At 53.6% G+C, this 19021-nt stretch carries 10 protein-coding genes; 2 read left to right on the top strand and 8 right to left on the bottom strand.

The features are described from left to right. Positions 1 to 18: 18 nt before the first annotated feature. Both BUB30_RS27645 and BUB30_RS27640 read right to left on the bottom strand, forming a co-directional pair. Complete coding sequence (locus BUB30_RS27645; protein WP_073141049.1) at positions 19 to 3192, bottom strand: PKD domain-containing protein; 3174 nt, start codon at positions 3190 to 3192, stop codon at positions 19 to 21. 262 nt (positions 3193 to 3454) lie between these two features. Next, on the bottom strand, positions 3455 to 3973 hold the full coding sequence (locus tag BUB30_RS27640; protein WP_143165109.1) for a hypothetical protein: 519 nt from the start codon (positions 3971 to 3973) through the stop codon (positions 3455 to 3457). Between the two features lie 148 nt (positions 3974 to 4121). Between BUB30_RS27640 and BUB30_RS27635 the strand changes: the two genes are divergently transcribed. Continuing rightward, on the top strand, positions 4122 to 5291 hold the full coding sequence (locus BUB30_RS27635; RefSeq protein ID WP_073141042.1) for a metallophosphoesterase: 1170 nt from the start codon (positions 4122 to 4124) through the stop codon (positions 5289 to 5291). Positions 5292 to 5321: 30 nt separating this feature from the next. Here the strand turns inward: BUB30_RS27635 and BUB30_RS27630 are convergent, their stop codons facing one another. The 4 genes from BUB30_RS27630 to BUB30_RS27615 all read right to left on the bottom strand — a co-directional run bounded on the left by BUB30_RS27630 (position 5322) and on the right by BUB30_RS27615 (position 10897). Continuing rightward, positions 5322 to 7751: a PAS domain-containing sensor histidine kinase gene (locus BUB30_RS27630; protein WP_073141040.1), complete on the bottom strand. Its 2430-nt coding sequence runs from the start codon at positions 7749 to 7751 to the stop codon at positions 5322 to 5324. Beyond that, positions 7751 to 8191, bottom strand: coding sequence for a response regulator (locus BUB30_RS27625; RefSeq protein ID WP_073141038.1), 441 nt, complete (start codon positions 8189 to 8191; stop codon positions 7751 to 7753). Before BUB30_RS27625 ends, BUB30_RS27630 begins: the two co-directional genes overlap by 1 nt. A gap of 199 nt (positions 8192 to 8390) precedes the next feature. Then, entirely contained in the window at positions 8391 to 8942 is a 552-nt protein-coding gene (locus BUB30_RS27620; RefSeq protein WP_073141036.1) for a cupin domain-containing protein, read from the bottom strand. Positions 8943 to 8989: 47 nt separating this feature from the next. Continuing rightward, the gene (locus tag BUB30_RS27615) at positions 8990 to 10897 is read right to left on the bottom strand and encodes a M61 family metallopeptidase (RefSeq protein WP_073141034.1); all 1908 of its coding nucleotides are present in this window, start codon (positions 10895 to 10897) and stop codon (positions 8990 to 8992) included. Positions 10898 to 11028: 131 nt separating this feature from the next. On the opposite strand from BUB30_RS27615, the gene BUB30_RS27610 reads away from it, so the two are divergent. After that, entirely contained in the window at positions 11029 to 11436 is a 408-nt protein-coding gene (locus tag BUB30_RS27610) for a DUF1801 domain-containing protein (RefSeq protein ID WP_073141033.1), read from the top strand. Between the two features lie 429 nt (positions 11437 to 11865). Here BUB30_RS27610 and BUB30_RS27600 read toward each other — a convergent pair whose 3' ends face one another. Together BUB30_RS27600 and BUB30_RS27595 are read right to left on the bottom strand one after the other, a co-directional pair. Continuing rightward, entirely contained in the window at positions 11866 to 15177 is a 3312-nt protein-coding gene (locus tag BUB30_RS27600) for a DUF7948 domain-containing protein (protein ID WP_178377217.1), read from the bottom strand. Between the two features lie 62 nt (positions 15178 to 15239). Next, on the bottom strand, positions 15240 to 18974 hold the full coding sequence (locus BUB30_RS27595; RefSeq protein WP_073141027.1) for a BamA/TamA family outer membrane protein: 3735 nt from the start codon (positions 18972 to 18974) through the stop codon (positions 15240 to 15242). Between the last annotated feature and the right edge of the window lie 47 nt (positions 18975 to 19021).

Raw genomic sequence — 19021 nt, 5'->3', positions numbered from 1 at the left:
TTGCTCCTGATTTTGTGTTTAAGGTTCTACGAGGAACTTGAATTGTTTCTGCACACCTGGATTTTTCAGGATCATGATGTACAGCCCCGGTGAGAATGTTGTTGCATTGATGTCAAGCGTGCTGTGAGCTTGATCTATTTTGGTTTGTTGCAACAGGGCGCCCATGGCGCTATAAAAGGTGACATGGGTCTCGCCAGTGATGCCTTGGAACGAGATCGCATTCTTCACGGGGTTGGGATAGAAACCAATCGGCGTTTCCTCTGGGGCCGCGGGTTGCTCTGGGGCGGTCTGCGCGAGAGTTTGTCTAGGCGCCATGCGCGCCTGGCTCGAGGGTGGGATCATGGCGATGCTCCAGGCTACTTCCGTAAAATCAGACGCATAGTTTCCATCGCGGTCGACCGCGAAATAAATGCTGTCGCCAACGGTTAAAACTCCCAGCGACAGCGGGGTCGAGCTTTGCACCCAGTCCTGGTTGTTGGTGGCCTGGAGATCCAGGAGGATGGACTGGAGGTTGTTAAAAATTTTGAGTCTCTGGGTGCCCGAAGAAGATGACACTCTTCTTACGGCAGCACTGCTGACCGTATACTCACCCGCGGCGGGTACGACGAATGCGGCCACCATCAGCTTGGATGAATTCGGTGGATGCAATTGCAGGTCGAACACACCGGTGGGTGAAGGCACGTTGCCTTCGCCGGTCTCACTGCCTCTGCCCACGGTGCTTTTGCCTGCGTAGGGATATACGTTGCCGGTGTTGTTCGCCCAATAGGTGGTGACAAAACTATTGGCATTTGGATGCGCCCCGGGATTGTACACGGGAAGCAACGCGCTTTTCCGGACACCACCGTCGTTAGTGGATTGGAAGAACGCTATCGTTGCCTGCAGGCTGTTGTCGGTGCTGTTGACCTTGCCTTGTTGCGCCTGCGTGGATTGCATGACGATGTCATAGGAATTCCAGCTGATCTCTACGGGAGCGGTCACCACGACGGTTACCTCGTCGATGGCGGTGGCGCCGTCATCGTCGGTCACGGTGAGGCGGAATACGTACTCTCCTTCCGAAGAAACACTCACGGTCGGCGTCTGCGTGGTGGCGTTAGTGATCGTTGCCGTGGGGCCGTTTTGTTGTGTCCACGCGTACGTGGCGATGAGACCGTCGTTATCGGTTCCCGAGCCGGATAAGTTGAAGCTGTGCTGCGGCGTGGCGAAGTCAGTACCGGCATTCGCAACGGGAGGGGTATTGGGGATGAGCCGGTTGACGGTCCACATGACTTCGGTGAAATCGGAGGCATAATTTCCTTCCCGGTCAACCGCAAAGTAAATGCTGTCGCCAATGCTCAGGGTTCCCAGTGCGAGCGTGTTCGTGTTTTGTACCCAATCCTGGTTGTTGGTCGCTTGAAGATCGGCCACCGGCAACTGATCACTATCGAATACTTTCAGCCGGGTTGTTCCCGAGGCCGAAGAGACGCGTCGCACCGCCAGGTTGCTGAGTGTGTATTCGCCCGCTACCGGAACGACGAATGCCGACACAATGAGTTTGGCGGAGTTCGGTGGATGCAGTTGCAGATCGAACACTCCTGTGGGTGAAGGAACATTGCCTTCGCCGGTCTCGCTTCCTCTTCCCACGGTGCTCTTGCCCGCATAAGGATAGACATTGCCCACTCCAAGGGCCCAGTAGGTGGTGACAAAACTGTTGGCGTTGGGATGCGGTCCTGCATTATAGTTGGTGAGCAGGGCGTTCTTTTTTACGCCTCCGTCGTTCGTGGACTGAAAGAAAGAAACGGTGGCTTGAATGCTGTTGTCGGTACTGTTCACCAGGCCTTGATGCGCCTGGGTTGACTGCATCACAATATCATAGGCATTCCAGCTGGTTGCCGCGCCGACCGGCTCGGGATTGACAATGAGGGTCACTTCGTCGTAGGCTGAGGCACTGTTGTTATCCGTTACGGTCAGCCGGAACACATAGGTCCCTGCCGAGAAATTGCTTACCGATAGTGTCGCCGTGGCTGTTCCTGATAAGGTACACGTGCCTCCGCTCTGTTTGGTCCATAAATAAGTGGAGATCAATCCATCGCTGTCAGAACCGGAACCGTTGAAGGTTACGGGCAAATGCGGAAGGGTGATGGTCACATCGCCGCCGGCATTGGCTACCGGGGGCACATTGGTTCCTGAAACCGTGATGGTCACCTGGTCGGGGGGCGATGCGTTGCTGGCAGCGTCCGTCACCACGAGGCTAAACACATAGGTACCTTGCGTCATGCCCGATACCGAGAGTGCGTTGGTCGTGATTCCGCTTAACGTGCAGGTGGGGCCCGATACTTGTTGCCATGCGTAACCCGTGATGGTGCTGTTGGAAGATGTGCCGCTCCCCGTTAGTATTACGCTGTCCTTAGGAAGGGTGATGCTCCGGTCGGCGCCCGCATTGGCAACGGGCAGGTTGAACGTTTGCATCATCCATTCATACACATTCGGATTGTGGAGTGCATGATCGGTCCGGTAGGCATTATCCCATGCGTTGTGATTAACCCCTGGATAAATGGTTTTGATGGCCAGTGGATTGGGTGCCGGGATACAGGCGTTGATCGCGTTTACCATGTTGATGGTTTTGAGTTTGCTCACGGTGGTATCGTCCTCGCCGTGAAAGGCCCAAACGCGGATGCCATTGTTGGCGATGTTGCACGCCTTGTTCTGATCGTTTTGATGACCACACACGGGCACGATGCCCCGGACCTTCTGGCCATATACCGGGTCTTGCGCATAGCCCCACACGCCACCGCCGCCGAGGCTCAATCCGGTGAGATAAAGCTGGTCGGGATCTACGTTGTAGTTTTGCAAAACGTAGTCGACGACGGGGTTGATGTGATTTTTATTATTCCAACCCGGTTGGCTTGTCGGGAGTTGAGGGGAGATCAGTACAAATTCAAAATCTTCACCATCCTCCACATAGTTGGGTGGCGTATTGTTTACATTTATGATTTTGCTCATGTCGGCATCCGTATTGCCCCGCTCCTGCAGGCCGTGCAGAAAGATCACCACGGGGATTTTCCGTCCTGTCGGGGAATAGGTTGGTGGGAGATATTCCCAATACCGAAGCCCGTTTGGCAATGTGCGGATCGTTTGATTCGCGGTACTTTGACCGTGAAGATGTACAGCTGTGCTCACGAGGAGCACCCATAGTAAGAGGATTTTAATTTTCATGGATTGGTTTGAGGATTTATTTGAATTTAATTTTACAACATGTCGTTTTTTTTACGGGTTCGACAAACGGCATTGGTCAAAAGGCTGACCGGTGAGGTAATTTGCAGTGGTCTATCACTTCATTTGACACATCCTTTATCTTCTCTTTTTACAAAATATCTCCACAAAGAATGGAAACTTCGAATACTCTCTAACGTGAACCTTGTGGGGTGACCCGGTGGCTATCGCCTTGCCGACGCCAGGCCGAACTCATGATCACAGACTACTTTTTCTTTTTTGCAGCCACTTTCTTTTTTGCGGTCTTCTTAACGGGCTTGGCTTTGGTTGTTCGTTTTTTTTCGGAGACGGACTTGGTGATGGTCAGGCCCTCCATAATTTGTTTTTTATCTTTTACCTTGGCGAGTGAATTGGCATAGGCCTCCGTCAATAGCTTTTTCATATAGGCTTTGGGGAATTCTGCCGGGTCCTTCACCAGAATATAACGGTATTGATTGCCTTCACCGATCAAGCGTTTTTCGGGGTCGGCAATTTCGGAGCCCCAATAAAAACCGAAGTGAACGTTCATGCTGGTGCGGCCAACAGCGATGGAACAGAACGTGTGCCCCACCCGGTCCGTGGGCGACCAACCGAAAGCAACGGCGTTGTAATTGTCGTAAATGAGTTCGTTGGTTTGCGGGTAAAGATCCCACACAAAGTCCCGGAGAAACCAAACTGTTTCCTGGACACCGCTGGGGAACGGCTTTAGAAATTTCGACAGGTCTTTGGTTTCGGCTTTGCTCATAAACTGGGTGATGAAGTTAACCATTTCAAAACAAAAATCGAAATTACCTTTTCGTTACGTTTCGGCGCTGACCGTCCAGGCGCTTGTCGCCGGTCGATTGCTAATATCCCGCATTATGCTCATCTTCATTTCTTAAAATCAAAATCGTATGAGACCCTTTCTATTCCTGCTCTTCATCGCGCTTTCCCATACGCTCCATGCCAAGGCCGTGTCGGGATTTGTGTTTGCCGATAAAAACAACAATGGCCAGAAGGACAAAGACGAAACCGGCCTCCGGGGTGTGGCCGTGTCGGACCAGGTGCAGGTTGTTCAAACGGATGCCACCGGTCATTATACGATCGACGATGTGGAGGGCTATGGTTTGATCATGATCTGCTTACCCGACGGGTATAAAGCTGCGGCAACCTATTGGCAAAAGATCCCCGAAACCGGGGGTGAGTTGAACTTCGCCCTCCTCAAAACCGCGACCGTCACTTCCTTCTCCTTCCTGCATGCTTCCGACACCCACATCAGCGAAACGAGCCTTCCCCGAACCCAACGCCTGCGCGCCATGGCCGATTCTCTGAAGCCGGCGTTTGTGTTGGTGACGGGCGATCTCATTCGCGATGCGTTGAGAGTTCCCGAAAAGGAAGTGACCGCATTGTATGATCTCTACCTCAGCGAGACGCATAAATTCTCCATGCCCGTGTGGAGCGCCGCCGGCAACCACGACAACTTTGGGATCGAACGCCATTTGTCGCTGGTAGGAAAAAACAACCCCTTGTATGGCAAAAAAATGTTCCATCACTACTTTGGCCCCAACTACTACAGCTTCAATTATGGCGGGATCCACTTTGTGGCCCTGGACGATATCGACTATGAAGACTTGTGGTACTACGGCCATGTGGATTCCACGCAAGTGGCGTGGCTCAAAAACGATCTGGCCGCGATCCCTCCCACCCAACCGGTGGTCACGTTTGCGCACATGCCATTCTTCTCGGGTGGGCTTAGTCTCTCCAATTTTGAAGAGACCGGTCCGGGCCGGTCATTGGAGCGCCAGCACGGCATACTTCACTATCGCCACGTTGTCTCCAACGCGCAGGAGTTAGTGGCCATCCTGAACCAGCGCCCCTACCCGCTTTCGCTGGCCGGCCATTTTCATTTTCGCCAGGTATTCACGTTCGAATCCTACAACCAGCCCACACGTTATGAACAAACCGCCGCCATCGTCGGGCCTTCGGAAGAAGGCACTATAAAATTGCCGTCGGGCTTTACGCTTTATACGGTGAAGGATGGCAAGATCAGCGAAGGAAAATTCATTCGCCTCGACACCAAATAATGGTCGGTTTATGAAATAAAAAAAGGCTGATCAGTTTCTGGCGGGAACATAGACCGTAAACACCGCGCCCTTGTTCAATTGTCCGGAGGCTTCGATGAAGCCCTGGTGGTTCTCTATAATTTTCTTACAGATGGCCAATCCGATGCCGGTACCTGGATATTCGTCTTTGCCGTGAAGGCGCTGGAACACCTGGAAGATGCGCTCGTTGAACTGCGGCTCGAAGCCGATGCCGTTGTCGGTGATCATGATCCGGTGATAAAGGATGTCTTCCGCATCCTTGTGATGCACGTGATCGCGCCCCACCTTGTCGGCGTGGATGGCGATCAGCGGCGGCACATCCGTCTTGGAAAATTTCAGTGCGTTGGCGATCAGGTTGGTAAACAATTGTTCGAACTGGAAGCTGATGATGTTCAACACCGGCAACGTGCTGGACAGGATCACGGCTTGCTTCTGATCGATGGTGTCCTTCAATTGCTCTTTCACAAGCTGAAGGATCACGTTGAGGTCGGTCACCTCAAAATATTTTTCGTTGGTGTTGGCCCGCGAGAAGGAGAGCAAATCCATAATGAGTTGCTGCATGCGGACGGAAGCCGACTGCATGCGTTGAAAATAATCCCGGCCCCGCTCGGAAAGATTTTTTGATTCCACATCCAGGATGCGACCGGCGAAGGTTTGGATCTTTCGCAGGGGCTCCTGCAAATCGTGGCTGGCCACATAGGCAAACTGCGCCAGTTCGTCGTTGCTTTTCAGCAGGTTTTGGTTGAGCAGGTTCAATTCATTGGTGCGTTGCAGCACCTTGTTCTCCAATTCGTCGGTGAAGAGCTTGCGGTCGTGAATATCGGTGCTGGTGCCAACCCACATCTCAATTTTTCCCGTCACGTCGCGTTGGGGCACGGCGCGGCTTAGCTGCCAGCGATAGGTGCCCTCGTGATGACGGAAGCGGTGTTCGAATAGGAAATCGGTGCCCGTGGTCTGCGATTCCTGCCAGGCTTTCAGGGTGCCCTTGCGGTCTTCGGGGTGAATGGTCTTCCACCAGCATTCGGCCAATTGTTTGGGATCCATGATGCCGGTGTATTGGTATACCGACCGGCTGAAGTAATTCAGTTTACCGGCCCTGTCCGTGGTCCAGATAAATTGGGGCATGGAGTCGGCCAGGGTCCTGAATTTCTTTTCACTTTCTTCGATGACGCGTTCGGCGCGTTTGCGTTCGGTGATGTCCATCATCGTGCCCAGCATGCGCAGCGGGATGTGATTGTCACTATAGAATACTTTGCCCCGCGTCTGGATCCAGTGCACCGACTGGTCGGGGTGGACGACACGCGCTTCGTAGTAGTAGGTGCCCTTCTTCAAGGCAACATCAAATGCTTTTTCTATCACACGCAAGTCGCGTGGGTAAACGGCCTGGCGCATGTCAGGGAAGCTTAGGCGCGTGCTTTCCGGATGCCCGAAGACGCGGGCCAGGCGTGGCGAGTGAATGATGTCGAAGGTTTTGAGGTCGAGGTCCCAGGTGGCCATCTTTGTGCCCTCCGTGGCGAGCGTGAGGCGTTCGGCGGCGTCGGCAAGTTGTTGGCGGGCGGCCACCTGTTCGGTCACATCATAGCCCATGGCGAGTATGGCGTTGATCTTGTCATCCGCGTCGCGCAGGGCCTTGAAAATGAAGTTCACATACACATCGCGGATACTTCCGTCGCGCTCCAGGCGGGCGACCGATTCCCGGCCTTCAAACGTCTTGCCGGTGTTGTAGACGTCGATCATCAGGTCCAGGAAAGGCTGGCCTTTCAATTCTGGTATAGCGTCCAGCACAGGCTTGCCCATCACGCGGCGGTCTTTGCCCCACAATTTCAGGGACTCGTCGTTTGCCAACTCGATGATGAATTGAGGGCCACTAAACACGGCTGTAGAAATGGGTGCCTCGGCGATGAGGCTTCTCAGTTGCCGGCTGGTTTCTTCTGCATGCTCCAGGTTCTGCACTTTTCCAGTGGTCTCGTTGCAAACCACCAGCACACCTTCCACGGTCCCGGATTCGCCACGAACCGGACTATAGCTAAAAGTCCAATACACGTCCTCCAGCCCGCCGTTGCGATAGATGGGGATCAGTTGATCTTCAAAATAAAACGACTCACCATTTTTCATCACCCTTTCGATGAGCGGGCCGATGGTGGTCCAAATCTCAGGCCAGCACTCTACCCCGCGCTGTCCAACCGCATGGGGATGTTTTCCGTTGGTACCCAGGCTGGGCCGGTATGCGTCGTTGTAAAATTGGATGAGATCCGGTCCCCACCAAAGAAACATGGGAAACGGCGACGAGAGAATAATGCTCAGCGTGGTGCGCAAGCTTTGTGGCCATCCGGACGGAGGTCCGAGCGGCGTCAGGCTCCAGTCGGTGGACCGAATGCATTCGCCCAACTCACCGCCTCCCGAAAGGAATTGTTCCGTGCTATGCGGGCTCTCGATGATCATCACTGCCGGGATTGGATTATAAATTTTTCCTTGGAAGGTTGTGGAAAGGAGCGCCAGTTTGTACTGAGTATTTGGTCGATGATATTTTTCAGTACACCAAAGTTCCTCGGTTTGGAAATGTAATAGTGCGCGCCGCCTTCGTATACCTTGTCGATCATTTCCGGTTGGGTTGACGTCGAGAAAATAACAATGGGGATGTGTTTAAGTTTTGGGGACTGTTTCAGCTCCTGCAAGCACTCCATCCCATTCTTGCGGGGCATGTTCAAATCGAGGAAGATCACGTCGGGAAGTAGGGCATTCTCGAGGATCGTCATCAGTTGCTCCCCGTCATTGGCCATCGTGAGCTGCGTTCCGCCAGAGATCTCCCGGAGGGCCTCCTCGAAAAGGAGGCGATCGTCCGCATCGTCATCCGCCAGGAAAATGGTTTTTTCGGGTTTCATCGGAAAATGCTAAAAGGGCCTGCTCCGAAAGGTCGGGTCCCTAAAATACCCAAGTCCTTCCCCACTTCCAAGACAACTTCGGCGAACCGTTCAGCTATTCGCGGTCAAATCCGAAGCAAAAACGACGCACCGCAGCGTTTATTTCGCGATCACAAAACCGGGACGAGCGACACGAGCCCGCGTGGCCAGTAGATATGGATCAATCGATATACTTGGAATAGGTTGCTCTATAACCCAGCAGATACGCGATGGGCGACAGCAATGTGAACACAATCTTCTGCACGGTGTAGGAAGGCCTGGCCATGCGAAACACGTGGTGATATTTTTTTATGGTCAGCGCCACTTGCAGAATGCCGGGCATGCCGTCGGATTTCGTCTTACCATCCATGGCCAGGCCGGTGGTGACTTCGAATAAATTTTCGGTATCCAGGGCGGGGCGCACCTGCCAGTTCACCATGGCCTCACGGTCGGAACGGTTCCACATGGCGTGCACCATGCCGCGGGGAATGTGGAGCGTGTCGCCCGTCCGCAACGTTTTCAGCGCACCGTCGAGGCGCACGGTCACTTCACCTTGCAACACTTTGAAATCCTCGTCCTGCGACGGATGATAGTGCGCCACGGGCTCCTTGGAATGACCCCGGTAGGTGGTTTCCATTTCCAGCAGTTCGCCGCTGGTGTCTTTTGCTGTTTGAATGAACTTAAATGACTGCCCGGTATAAGGATTCTTGATGACCTTGTTTTTGTACGCCATGAACTTCGTTTTCCTCCTTTAACGGCGGGTAGCGTTCAGCGTTGCGTTCAAGGCTTCATCCACGCATCGCGCAAGGCCAGTTGTTCGGGGGTGGCATCCGGGTCGATCTCCATGATGTGACGGCGCGTGATCTCGATGCGGGCATTCGGAGTGGAGAGCTCCACGGTTTTCAAGTTGCCTTTTTCGTCTTTGCGCAACACGGTATAGGCAAGGGTCTTGCCTTCGCCCAGGTTGGCAAATTGTGATTTCAGGAACGGCTCGAAATCAGGTCCCACTTCGGGCATGACCTCGCCATTCATCTTGATCAGGATGTCGTCTTTCTGGAAGCCCAGGGCTTTGGCCACGGCGTTCATATTATCGAGGCTGATGATCTTCAGCCTTTGTTTACCTTCTACTTCGTCCACCCCGATCACGTCGTCGTCGATGCCGAGGCTCACGGTGTAGTATGATGCTTCTTCTGCATAGAGGATGCCGATGTCCTGCAAGGTTTCTTTCAGCGGCAGCTTCTCCGCGCCTTTCACATAGCGGTCGAAGAACGTGCCGATCTCGGGATAGGTCATGCGGGTGATCTCGTCGAAGAGTTGGTCGTCCTCAAAGGCTTTGTCTTTGCCAAACTTCTTCGACAGGTCCAACATCAGGTTTTGCAAACCGTATTTTCCATTCGAGAGCTTGCGCAGTTTCACGTCGAGACACAGACCGATGAGCGGCCCTTTCTGGTAAACGTTGTAGTATTGATCGTTGTACTTGTCCAGCGTATACTTGCTGATCTCCGTGAACGGCACATCGTTTTTGAACGGATCGGCCGTGACCATTTTCTCATACAGCACTTCCAGGTATTGGCCCAGGTCGATCAGGTCGTATTTGAGCTGCACCAGGCCGGCAAAATATTCCGTCACCCCTTCGTACATCCACAGGTGTTGCGACATTTTGGGGTGGTTGAAATCAAAATGTCCGATCTCTTCGGAGTGAATGCCCAGCGGGGTGATGATGTGAAAAAATTCATGCGCGGCAAAATCACGCAGCTGCTGGTTGATCTGCTCGATGGTCATCTCCGGCATATAGTACGTGGAGGAGTACGAATGCTCGAGCGCACCGTAGCTATAGAGCGGCTTGTCGGTGAAATAGAAAATGAAAGCATACTTATCGACCGGCAGTTTGCCGCCGAGAAATTCTTTTTGGGCCATCAGCACTTCGCGAATGCTGGCCGCGATCTGTTTGGCGTTGATCTTGCCTGTGGGCGAATAGGCACCCACCAGCACTTCGGCGTTGGCCACGTGGATGACGGCCGTGTCGGGCTTGTTGTACATCACGGGCGAATCCACCAGTTGGTCATAGTCCGAGGTTTTATAAACATCGACCAGCTTGTCTTTTTCGTTGCCACCCTTTTCCAGCTTCAGGATGCTCAGGGGCTTGCCGGTTTGCTGGGCAATGAGACCCGTGGTGCCATAGAAATCTTTGGGGCGGATGATGTTGAATTGAAAGGGCATGTTCTTCATGCCATCGAAATAGCCGTAGTAGCCGCCGGAGTTGATGATGAAGTTCTTTCCTTCCTCGATGTTGGTGCCGGCCGGTTGAAAGATCTCAGGGCCTTTCATGGGTGTGTCGATGGTGTCGTCCACCCAATAGCTGATCTTGTGCAAGCGCGTGGCGCCTTTGATTTTCCAGGAGTTGTCGTCGATCTTCTCAACTTCCAGTTTCTTGCCTTTTTTGTCTACGGCCGAGAACTCGGAAACGTAGCGGCCATAGTCGGCAATGTCGTAGGTGCCGGGCACGATCTTGGGGAGGTAAAAAATGATGTCGTTGGTCGTGATGGGTGGGGCAATAAGTTCTACGTGCACCTTGTCTTTCACCACTTTGGTGATGTCCACTGTATACACATAGCCTTGATTTTTACTGGATTGCGCAAAAGAAGCTACCCAAAAACCCAGAAACACCCCGATCAGCCGTAACCGCATAGTTATAATTTTGGCGCAAGATAATTTTATTTTGCGGGGTTAGTCATATTTGTTTTAATCGGGGGCCCAAATACTGTATTACGCGGCAAGAAGGCAGGTTTTTCCGTTCCAGGGTTGTATTTTTAAAGAACATGCAGAGCACCAAAAAGACCGTTGACGAAATTCTCCCCGACCTCCCCCGCCGCGAACAGGTCCTCGTGAAACGCCTGCGCTACCTGGTGCTGGAGTGCCTTCCCTTTGCCACCGAAAAACTGGTGTACGGTGTTCCGTTCTACAGCCAAAACCGCCTGATCTGTTTCATCTGGCCCCCCTCGATCTCTTGGGGAAAGAAGAAGGAGTCGGCCTTAGAAAAGGGCGTTACCCTGGGCTTTTGTCAGGGCAACCTCATGGCCAATGAAGACGGGATCCTGCTGGCCGAAAACCGGAAGCAGGTGTATTGCATTTACTTCAAAACCCTGAAGGAAGTTGATGACGAAAAGATCAAAGCATTGCTGTACGAGGCGGACATGATCGATGGGACGTTTCGGAAGAAAAAGTAAAACGAAGCCGATAACGGAAACAGCTCACAGGAATTACGTGAACCGAAGTAATTTATTCAAGAAAGACAGTCGATTTTCTTGATCATGACGTCAAGATCTGTAAAATATCTGGACTCAACCCGCAAAGCGGCTCTCCATCGTTTTCCTTCCGGGTCGGTATATCGCACCGTATGAAACCGCACCCTGAAAAATTGTGTTCGTATAAAGTCCTTGAAGTATACCGTATCATCCTGAAAGTTTTCATCCAGGTCTTCGTAGACTGCCCTGGATAATTTAATGTCCGTAAACCCCTTGTCAGTCAATTGACGGAACAAATTTCTTTTATAGAGTCCCAAATCATAAACAAGAACATAAAGAGGGATGCTCACGATGGAGAAGCAAACAAGAAAAAAGACAATGAATCCCATGACCCTTAGTCGTCAGTATTTTTCATTTCACCAACTGTATCCAACTCTTACACGCCGCATGATCGCTCACGGTGACCTCATAAAAATACACGCCGGCCGCTAACCCCTCTCCTTCCCAATCATACTGATAGTCCGCCGACTCATACACCTTCTTCCCCCAGCGGTTGTAGATCACCACCGACGTCTTGAATCCATAGTCAGCGGGTGTGGCACCTTTTTGATCGCCGTATTGGATGGTGAACACATCGTTGGCATTGTCTGCTTTTCCTGGGGTGATGATGTTGGGGATGAGCAAGCGGAACACGGGCATGGGCATCACTTTTTCGGTCACGCAAAACTCGCGGACGCCCACTAGCTTCACATTATACAAACCGTCTTTCGCATATTCATGCTGCGCCTCCTCGGAATCGACGGTAGTGCCGTCGCCAAAGTCGAAGAACAGGCGGTCACCTTGCCATAGGCTATCCGTTGTGCTTCTCACCGTGATGATGGGCCGGTTAAAACATTCGGCCGACCGGTCGATCTCAAATTCCGGCAGGATCACGGGGATCACATCGAGTTGCACGGTGTCCTTGTGAATACACCCGCTGGCTTCGACGATGGTGATGTAATAGATGGTGGTGTCTTGCGGGCTGACGTTCGGCGTGGCCGCACCGGAAGTGAATGTGCCATCCTGGCTTTTCCAGGCATAGGTTGCGCCGCCGCTGGCCCTCAAGGTATAGGTCGATCCCAGGCAGAGCGCATCATCGTCCTGCACTTTGGCCAGGGCGATATTGACGAACACCTTGGTGCTGGTTGAGTCTTTTACCTTACAGGTTCCTTTGTCGATCGCTTTCAGCCAGACCGTATATTGGCCGGTGTTCATGTACTGATGCACGATCAGGGACGTATCTTGCTTGGTAATGTAGGTGCCATCGCCCAGGTTCCATTCATAGGTCTCGCCACCGGTGCTCAGGTTTTGAAAGACGATCTTGTCGGGGATGCAGATCGTGTTCAGCCCGGGATGGTCGAGGGCAACAGAATTGGTTTGAATGCGGGCCTTCAGCGAAGAGAGGTCAAACTTGAAGGCGGCGTTGTTGCAGTTCAAGCTGCGGTTCTGCCGCGACCACGCATTGGCTGTCGTTGGAAAATCGGAAGAGGACTGCCCGCTGGCATTATAGGCCTGGCAGCCTGAACACACGGCATGATAAACAATCCCGCCCTTGTCGAACCGGCTCGTGCCACCATCGACGTGGGTGCGCGACTGACTGCCGCCGAGATAAGTGCCATACAGGAATCTGGAGGCGTCGTCGGTGAGCACCATGAAATAGAAATCGGACCCCGATGTGATGCGTTGATAGGCGTCGGCGGTCACCGGCATGCCGTAGGTATTGCTGTTCCAATAGCCTTCTCCCTCATTGATCAGTCCACCCCAGCCCGACATATAAATGTTGTTGCACTCGTTCACCAAAAAGGCTGTCGGCGAAATGTCGGGGATGCCGCGCCCCGACCCAAACACGGTGGAGAACATCAGTTGATTCAAGGTGGCGTCAAACTTTTGGATGAATTGCCCGCTGTTGGGATTGTTATAGACACCCGGTGTAATGGGAAATTGCCCGGCGGTCTGGCCGTAGACAAACACTTCGTCGTCTTCGTTCAGGTCCAGAAAATAGACCTGGTCAAACCCGGTGGTGCCGGTGAACGTTGCCGTTTTAATCGCATCGCCCGCCTGCCCCACCTTGGCGATCCAGCCATCGGCATCACCCGCCAAGGCAGCCTGATACACACCGGCCGTGACCGGAAAATCAGCGCTGCTGGTTCCCCCGGCGATATAGATGTCGCCGCTCTTGTTGAACTTCAGCGTATGCGAAGCGTCGAACCCGGTACCGCCGATGTAGGTGGACCACTGAATATCGGAAAGGTCTTTATCGATCTTTAACAAAAGCGCATCCGTAGTGCCCCCGTTAAAAGACGGATCGATGCTGTTCTCCATCGGAAAATCCGAAGAGGATGTGACCGAGCTGATATAAATATTGTCTTGTGCATCGGTGATGACATCGCCCCGGAGTTCGTCGCCATAATTTTTTGTCAGGGGTCCTATCCGAGGGTTCAACCCATCGTTCTCCAGGCCGCCCAGGAAAGTGGACGCCAGGAGTTTTCTTCCATCACTGGCCACGCGTGCCAGAAAAATGTCTGTGCCCTGTTGGTACACCACCACGTTGACAGCAAACGTGCCCCCGTTAAAGGTCCTGTCATAAGCTGTTGCCGTGGTGGGGAAATTTGTGGAGCCCGTGGTGCCGAGGATGATCAGGTCATGGCTGGAATTCATCACGAGACTATGCGGACTCTCCACGTCATCGCCACCCAGGTAGGAGGCATAAAGTAATTGTGAGCCCGTGGAATCGTATTTGAGGAGCGCCACATCATAGTTACCACCAAAGGTCGTTTGAAAAGCTCCGGGCGTGACCGGAAAGAAACCTCCCAGATCGCGGTTGGTCACCCCCGACGAGTAGAGCGTTCCGTGCTCGCCCGGCGTAGCAGTGCTCCCCCAGTTGTCGGCCGTCGAACCTGAGTAGGTGGAGAAGATCAGAAGGGGATCGATGACCAGTTCGTAGCACGGATCATATCCTTTCGGGAAACAAAATGACAAGGTGCTGCCCTCCAGGTGAAATTCGCACACCACGGCCGTGCGCCGGCCATCGATGAACTGATAGGCTACCGGCCGCTGCTCGATGATGTCGGCCAGCGAGGTCTTTGCATAGAGGTTGCCTTTGTCCAGCAACAAGGCGTCCATGCCTTCATAGGTCATGTTGATCACGGAAGGGTCGGCATAGGGCGCCACCGTTAGATCATATTTCACGTGCTGACCCAGGCCATATACTTTCAGATCGATGCCCGGATAAAAAGAAGGATACAACACACCCGAATAAGCATGTGCACCCGACGTCCAACGGCTGCTGTCGTTCCCTAAGAAGTAGTTATAATAGGTGGAGGATTGTCCAAAAGGAAGCGGCTGTGCCTCCCGGTTTGCCCGGACAAAGGTGACGTCCACCATATGCCCCTGGATGGGTTCTTCTTTTGATGGCGGTTCGTTTTCCTGGTGATGATGCGTTTGTTCATGAAGCTCCTGCAGCTTGCCATAATCCAAAAAACGATAGCTGAATTTACCCGGCTGCAAAACCATGTTGCCCCCCGGGATCTTGGCCGAGAACTGAACGCCTGCCGGCCACTGATTTTTGTTCTCAATAAACTTTGCGGCTGAAGGGTCGCCCGGTCCACCAAAGGCCAGCCTGCAAAGAGTGATCAATCCCACCCCAAGCCATATAACCTTTCTCCTGATCGTCCGCGATGACATACACATTCAGTTTTAAGCCGAGAGGGGGTACTTCGTAAAGATAGGGATAATCCCGAGCGGCATCAAAACAAATAGCCAAGGCGGATATAACCGAGCGTAGCTTCCGCCGAATGTGCGACCTCCACCGATAAAATGGCGAGGTTGAAAGGCGTGAACCACACGCCACCACCCCAGCTCTTGTGCCACACATTCGAGGAACCGTCGGGAGCCGTGGGATCGACGCCATTAGCATCCTTATACCAGATCCGACCAATGTCGTGGAAACCGAGGACGCCCAGGCTTGCAGGAAAGAGATAGGTCTTCAGGCTTAACAATTTGATCCGCATTTCCAGGTTGGTATACAATTTCTGTTCACCATAAAAGCGGGTCTTCCGGTAGCCTCTCACCTCGGTGCGGCCGCTAAGAATCTGTGCCTGATAAAATTCATACCTCCCCGTGTTGGCCCCTCCACCTACACGCGCTGCGAAAACGATGCGCGAAGGGAAGCGGAAGGAATGATAAAATGACACCGAGCCATCATACGACGAAAAATCCGCCGCCCGGTTTTCCACACCCGCCATGTTGCGCCCCGCCACCGTGAACACAACGCCCCGGGTAGTGAACACGGGATGGTTGCGTTTGTCGATCGTAAAACGCCAGGTGGTGCCGGTGTAGGTGTTATGTCCTTCGAAGAGATTGTAAGGCAGCGTCTCCGCGTAGGTGCTGATGTAGCGGTCTTTGGTTCCGGGATCCTCCACCTCCACCCGCTGAATGGCCGGGCCCACCTGGATAAGTCCCCAGTTCCCAACCTTTCGGGTGATGTAGGCATCCAGGCGCCATTCCTCAAACCGATACCGGTAATACTGCACGGCCGACGGCAGGGACTCGTGACCGGGCTTCTGGTCTATGTTCTGATCGAAGACGCTTTCGTTGCCCCAGCCAAAGAAGTTGTTCACATAGTTGGGCTGCTTTATGTCGGCATTGATCTCCAGCCCAAACTTGCCGATCACATCCGTGAAGTCGCCGCGGTATGACAGGTTAAATGAGCTTGTTCTCGGGGCCATGCTAAACAAGGCCACATGCCGGGACTTGAATAATCCCTTGCGGAAACCCTGGGTTTGATAGAGAAACCCGCCGCCAATAAAGAGACCATCGTCAGGGTTTACGTTGCCGGTTATGAGGGGAGCTAAGGTATTGTATTTGAAAACTTTACGATCATATAGATTAACTTGTGGATCGGCACTTGTCCGATCGCCCGCTTCTCCCTCCGAAACCAAGGTGTTGCTTTTCTTTTGATCGTAATATAAGGTCTTATGGGCCAGCCCACGAACGTGAGAGTTGTCTACCAGCGAGTCCTTTCCGTCTCCCCCGATCACCCTGATCAGGATGCTGTGGGCCGTGCTCCCCTCAATATCAAACTTGTCTTCCCCTCCCTTTCCGTAGAGCCGGATCTCCTTCGTTTCAGATCTCAGGAACAAGCGGTCGTATAACGTCTTTCCCTGATCACCGTCCTTGCCGATCTTGAACACCTTCACTTGCACATTGCCTTGGGGCAATCGCGTCACTTCGAAACGCTCGTCCTTATTCGAACCCACAACATCGACTGACTTTGCTAAAAACTTATAATGCGACACGGCATACTCGACCATGTGCGCGCGGCGGGCTTTCAATTTACGGATCACCGCCTCGCCGTTGAGGGCATAAATCTCCGGGGGCCAGGCTTTGATGGCTTGTTCGATCTTGTCGTCCGTCATGTTTGCCTGGAGTTCTTTGGCGGCTTTGGCCCAGTCTTCCTCCGACGGCTCCGTGAGGAAGGTGCGATCGAAATAACGGGCGTTGAATTCAAGGCCAGAGGGCCAGCGGATGGCGTCGTTGAAACCTTCGAATTTGGGGAGGGCCCACTTGCGGCTCCAGATCTTGGGGATGATCCCCTCGTTCACGAAAAAGGCCTGGTCGCGGTCGCGGGGCACAGGGCGGTAGGTCTCTCCTTTTTTGGATTTGAAAGTGGCCCAACGCCACTGGTCGTCGTGACGGTCCCAGTCGCCAATCCAGATGTCGAACACCCTGGAACGAAGCACAAACAACTGGTCCACCTGGTTGTCGTTGTCCTTTTCCAGCCGCTCTAATACTTTACCTGTGTTAATAATGTTCTTTGAATTCCCAAAGAAGTCCTTGTCAGACCAGTCTCCAGCCGGCCTCTCTTCAAAGAGCGCCAGGGTATTGGCAAAGGTTTTCCGGTAGATCCCCAGGCGCGGATCGTCGGGGATATAGACGACGCGCGGGTTGGTGTGATAGATCCCCGCGGCTTGTGCCAGGCCCGGAACCACCACGGCGGCGTAGGGATGGGAGGCCGAGATCTGGTCCTGCACGAGGTCTTGGGCAAAGGTCTTTCGAAGCATTTCGGGCACGGCGTTCTCGGGGTATTTCTCCACCGAGCGCAACACGAACTCGCGACCGGTAGAGTCCTGCAACCGGAGCGACAAGGTCTGCATGCCCCCTCCTTTTTGAACGACCTTCAACCCGCCTTGCTCGGCTCCGATATCAAAGACGGGCACGTCAATCGGCTGCGCCCAGGCCGCCCGATAGTTAGCTCCCAACAAGCGCTCATGCCCCTTGCCTGACTGGTACTGCTTACTGCCTTCTATTCTCACCACCTTGTCCTTGAAAGAGATTTCCTGAGCCGGCGGCAAGGGCTTCAACCGCTGCAGGGCGGGAAGCACATCGCGATAAACTTCTTTGCCCTCGGGAAACGCATCGTCTACTTGCCAGTATTCGGCCACCGCCGAGCCGTCGTTCTTTATGGAGAATTTCACAAACCCCTGCACGGGCGCGGCAAACCGCGAGTACTTTTTCATTTTCACGAACGTGTGCTTCGATCCCGAGCCGCTGCCGATCATGTGCAGGCTGTCGCGCACCAGGTACTGAAGGGCATGCTCGTGTCCCGCGGCATAGACACTGCCGGGGTATTGCAGCATGATGTTTTGGATGAGGCTACTCATTTCCTTGTACAACGGGTGCGATGTGTCCTGAACATCGCCAAACCATTTGCGATAGAGCGGATAGATGGAGCCGATCACAGGCATCGGGATATACAAGTTGTGTTTCACCGCCGTGAGCGGGAAGAGGTGATCTTGCCAGGTGAAGACACCGCCGTGTTCGCCGTGGGTGATGAGGGGATGATGGGCTGCCACGATCACACGCTTGCCGGCATTGCGGGCAAAAATATCGTTGATGGCAATCCAGGCATCGGCGCCATTTTTTACGTCGCAGGGACTTTCATCGCCACGGGGTTTATCCCACGGATGCAGGAACCACTGGGTGTCGAGGATGACCAGCACGGCGTTGCCGGGGAGCGCGATCTCGACCGGGCCGGGGCAGGCGTCGCGTGGCAGCAGGGTGATGTTCTTGTCCTTTAGCGAGTCGATAAATTGTTGCTGGTTCATCAGCGTGGCCTGGCCATTTTTCCGGCCTCGCTGCCAGTCGTGATTACCGGGTACGAAAATGCCGCGCACCCCCAGGCCCTGGATCCACCCGGCCTGGGTCTTTAAGGTTAGCTCGGCTGCGGCGCGGCTCCGCGCATCTTCCGGAGGCATGCCTTTGGGATAGACGTTGTCGCCCAGGTAGAGCAAGGTCGTGTTGGGGCCGGACTGTTCCGCCTGGCGGCGCAACACCTTGCCCAAGGGTTGGTTCACAATTTCGGGTTCGCCGGCATCACCCACGAGGTAGAGGGTGTAGGCCACGTCGGTGACAGGGGTTTGGCCTTGGATGGAGGCTGAAACGAGTAGACAAAGAAGTAGAAAGGGTATCGCTCTTATCATGCAGGCACGTCAGTTGAAAGTGGGGGTTGCCGGGCGCCTTCTGCTGT

It is taken from the genome of Chryseolinea serpens (assembly GCF_900129725.1).
GTDB classification, from domain to species: Bacteria; Bacteroidota; Bacteroidia; order Cytophagales; family Cyclobacteriaceae; genus Chryseolinea; species Chryseolinea serpens.
The sequence above is the reverse complement of the archived record's forward strand: the minus strand, read 5'-3'. Positions and strand labels throughout refer to the sequence as shown.

Coding starts and splice junctions, on each gene's coding strand:
- BUB30_RS27630 (WP_073141040.1), bottom strand. CDS start 7,751: ATGATCATCGAGAGCCCGCATAGCACGGAACAATTCCTTTCGGGAGGC.
- BUB30_RS27645 (WP_073141049.1), bottom strand. CDS start 3,192: ATGAAAATTAAAATCCTCTTACTATGGGTGCTCCTCGTGAGCACAGCT.
- BUB30_RS27625 (WP_073141038.1), bottom strand. CDS start 8,191: ATGAAACCCGAAAAAACCATTTTCCTGGCGGATGACGATGCGGACGAT.
- BUB30_RS27595 (WP_073141027.1), bottom strand. CDS start 18,974: ATGATAAGAGCGATACCCTTTCTACTTCTTTGTCTACTCGTTTCAGCC.
- BUB30_RS27635 (WP_073141042.1), top strand. CDS start 4,122: ATGAGACCCTTTCTATTCCTGCTCTTCATCGCGCTTTCCCATACGCTC.
- BUB30_RS27620 (WP_073141036.1), bottom strand. CDS start 8,942: ATGGCGTACAAAAACAAGGTCATCAAGAATCCTTATACCGGGCAGTCA.
- BUB30_RS27640 (WP_143165109.1), bottom strand. CDS start 3,973: ATGAGCAAAGCCGAAACCAAAGACCTGTCGAAATTTCTAAAGCCGTTC.
- BUB30_RS27615 (WP_073141034.1), bottom strand. CDS start 10,897: ATGCGGTTACGGCTGATCGGGGTGTTTCTGGGTTTTTGGGTAGCTTCT.
- BUB30_RS27610 (WP_073141033.1), top strand. CDS start 11,029: ATGCAGAGCACCAAAAAGACCGTTGACGAAATTCTCCCCGACCTCCCC.
- BUB30_RS27600 (WP_178377217.1), bottom strand. CDS start 15,177: ATGTCATCGCGGACGATCAGGAGAAAGGTTATATGGCTTGGGGTGGGA.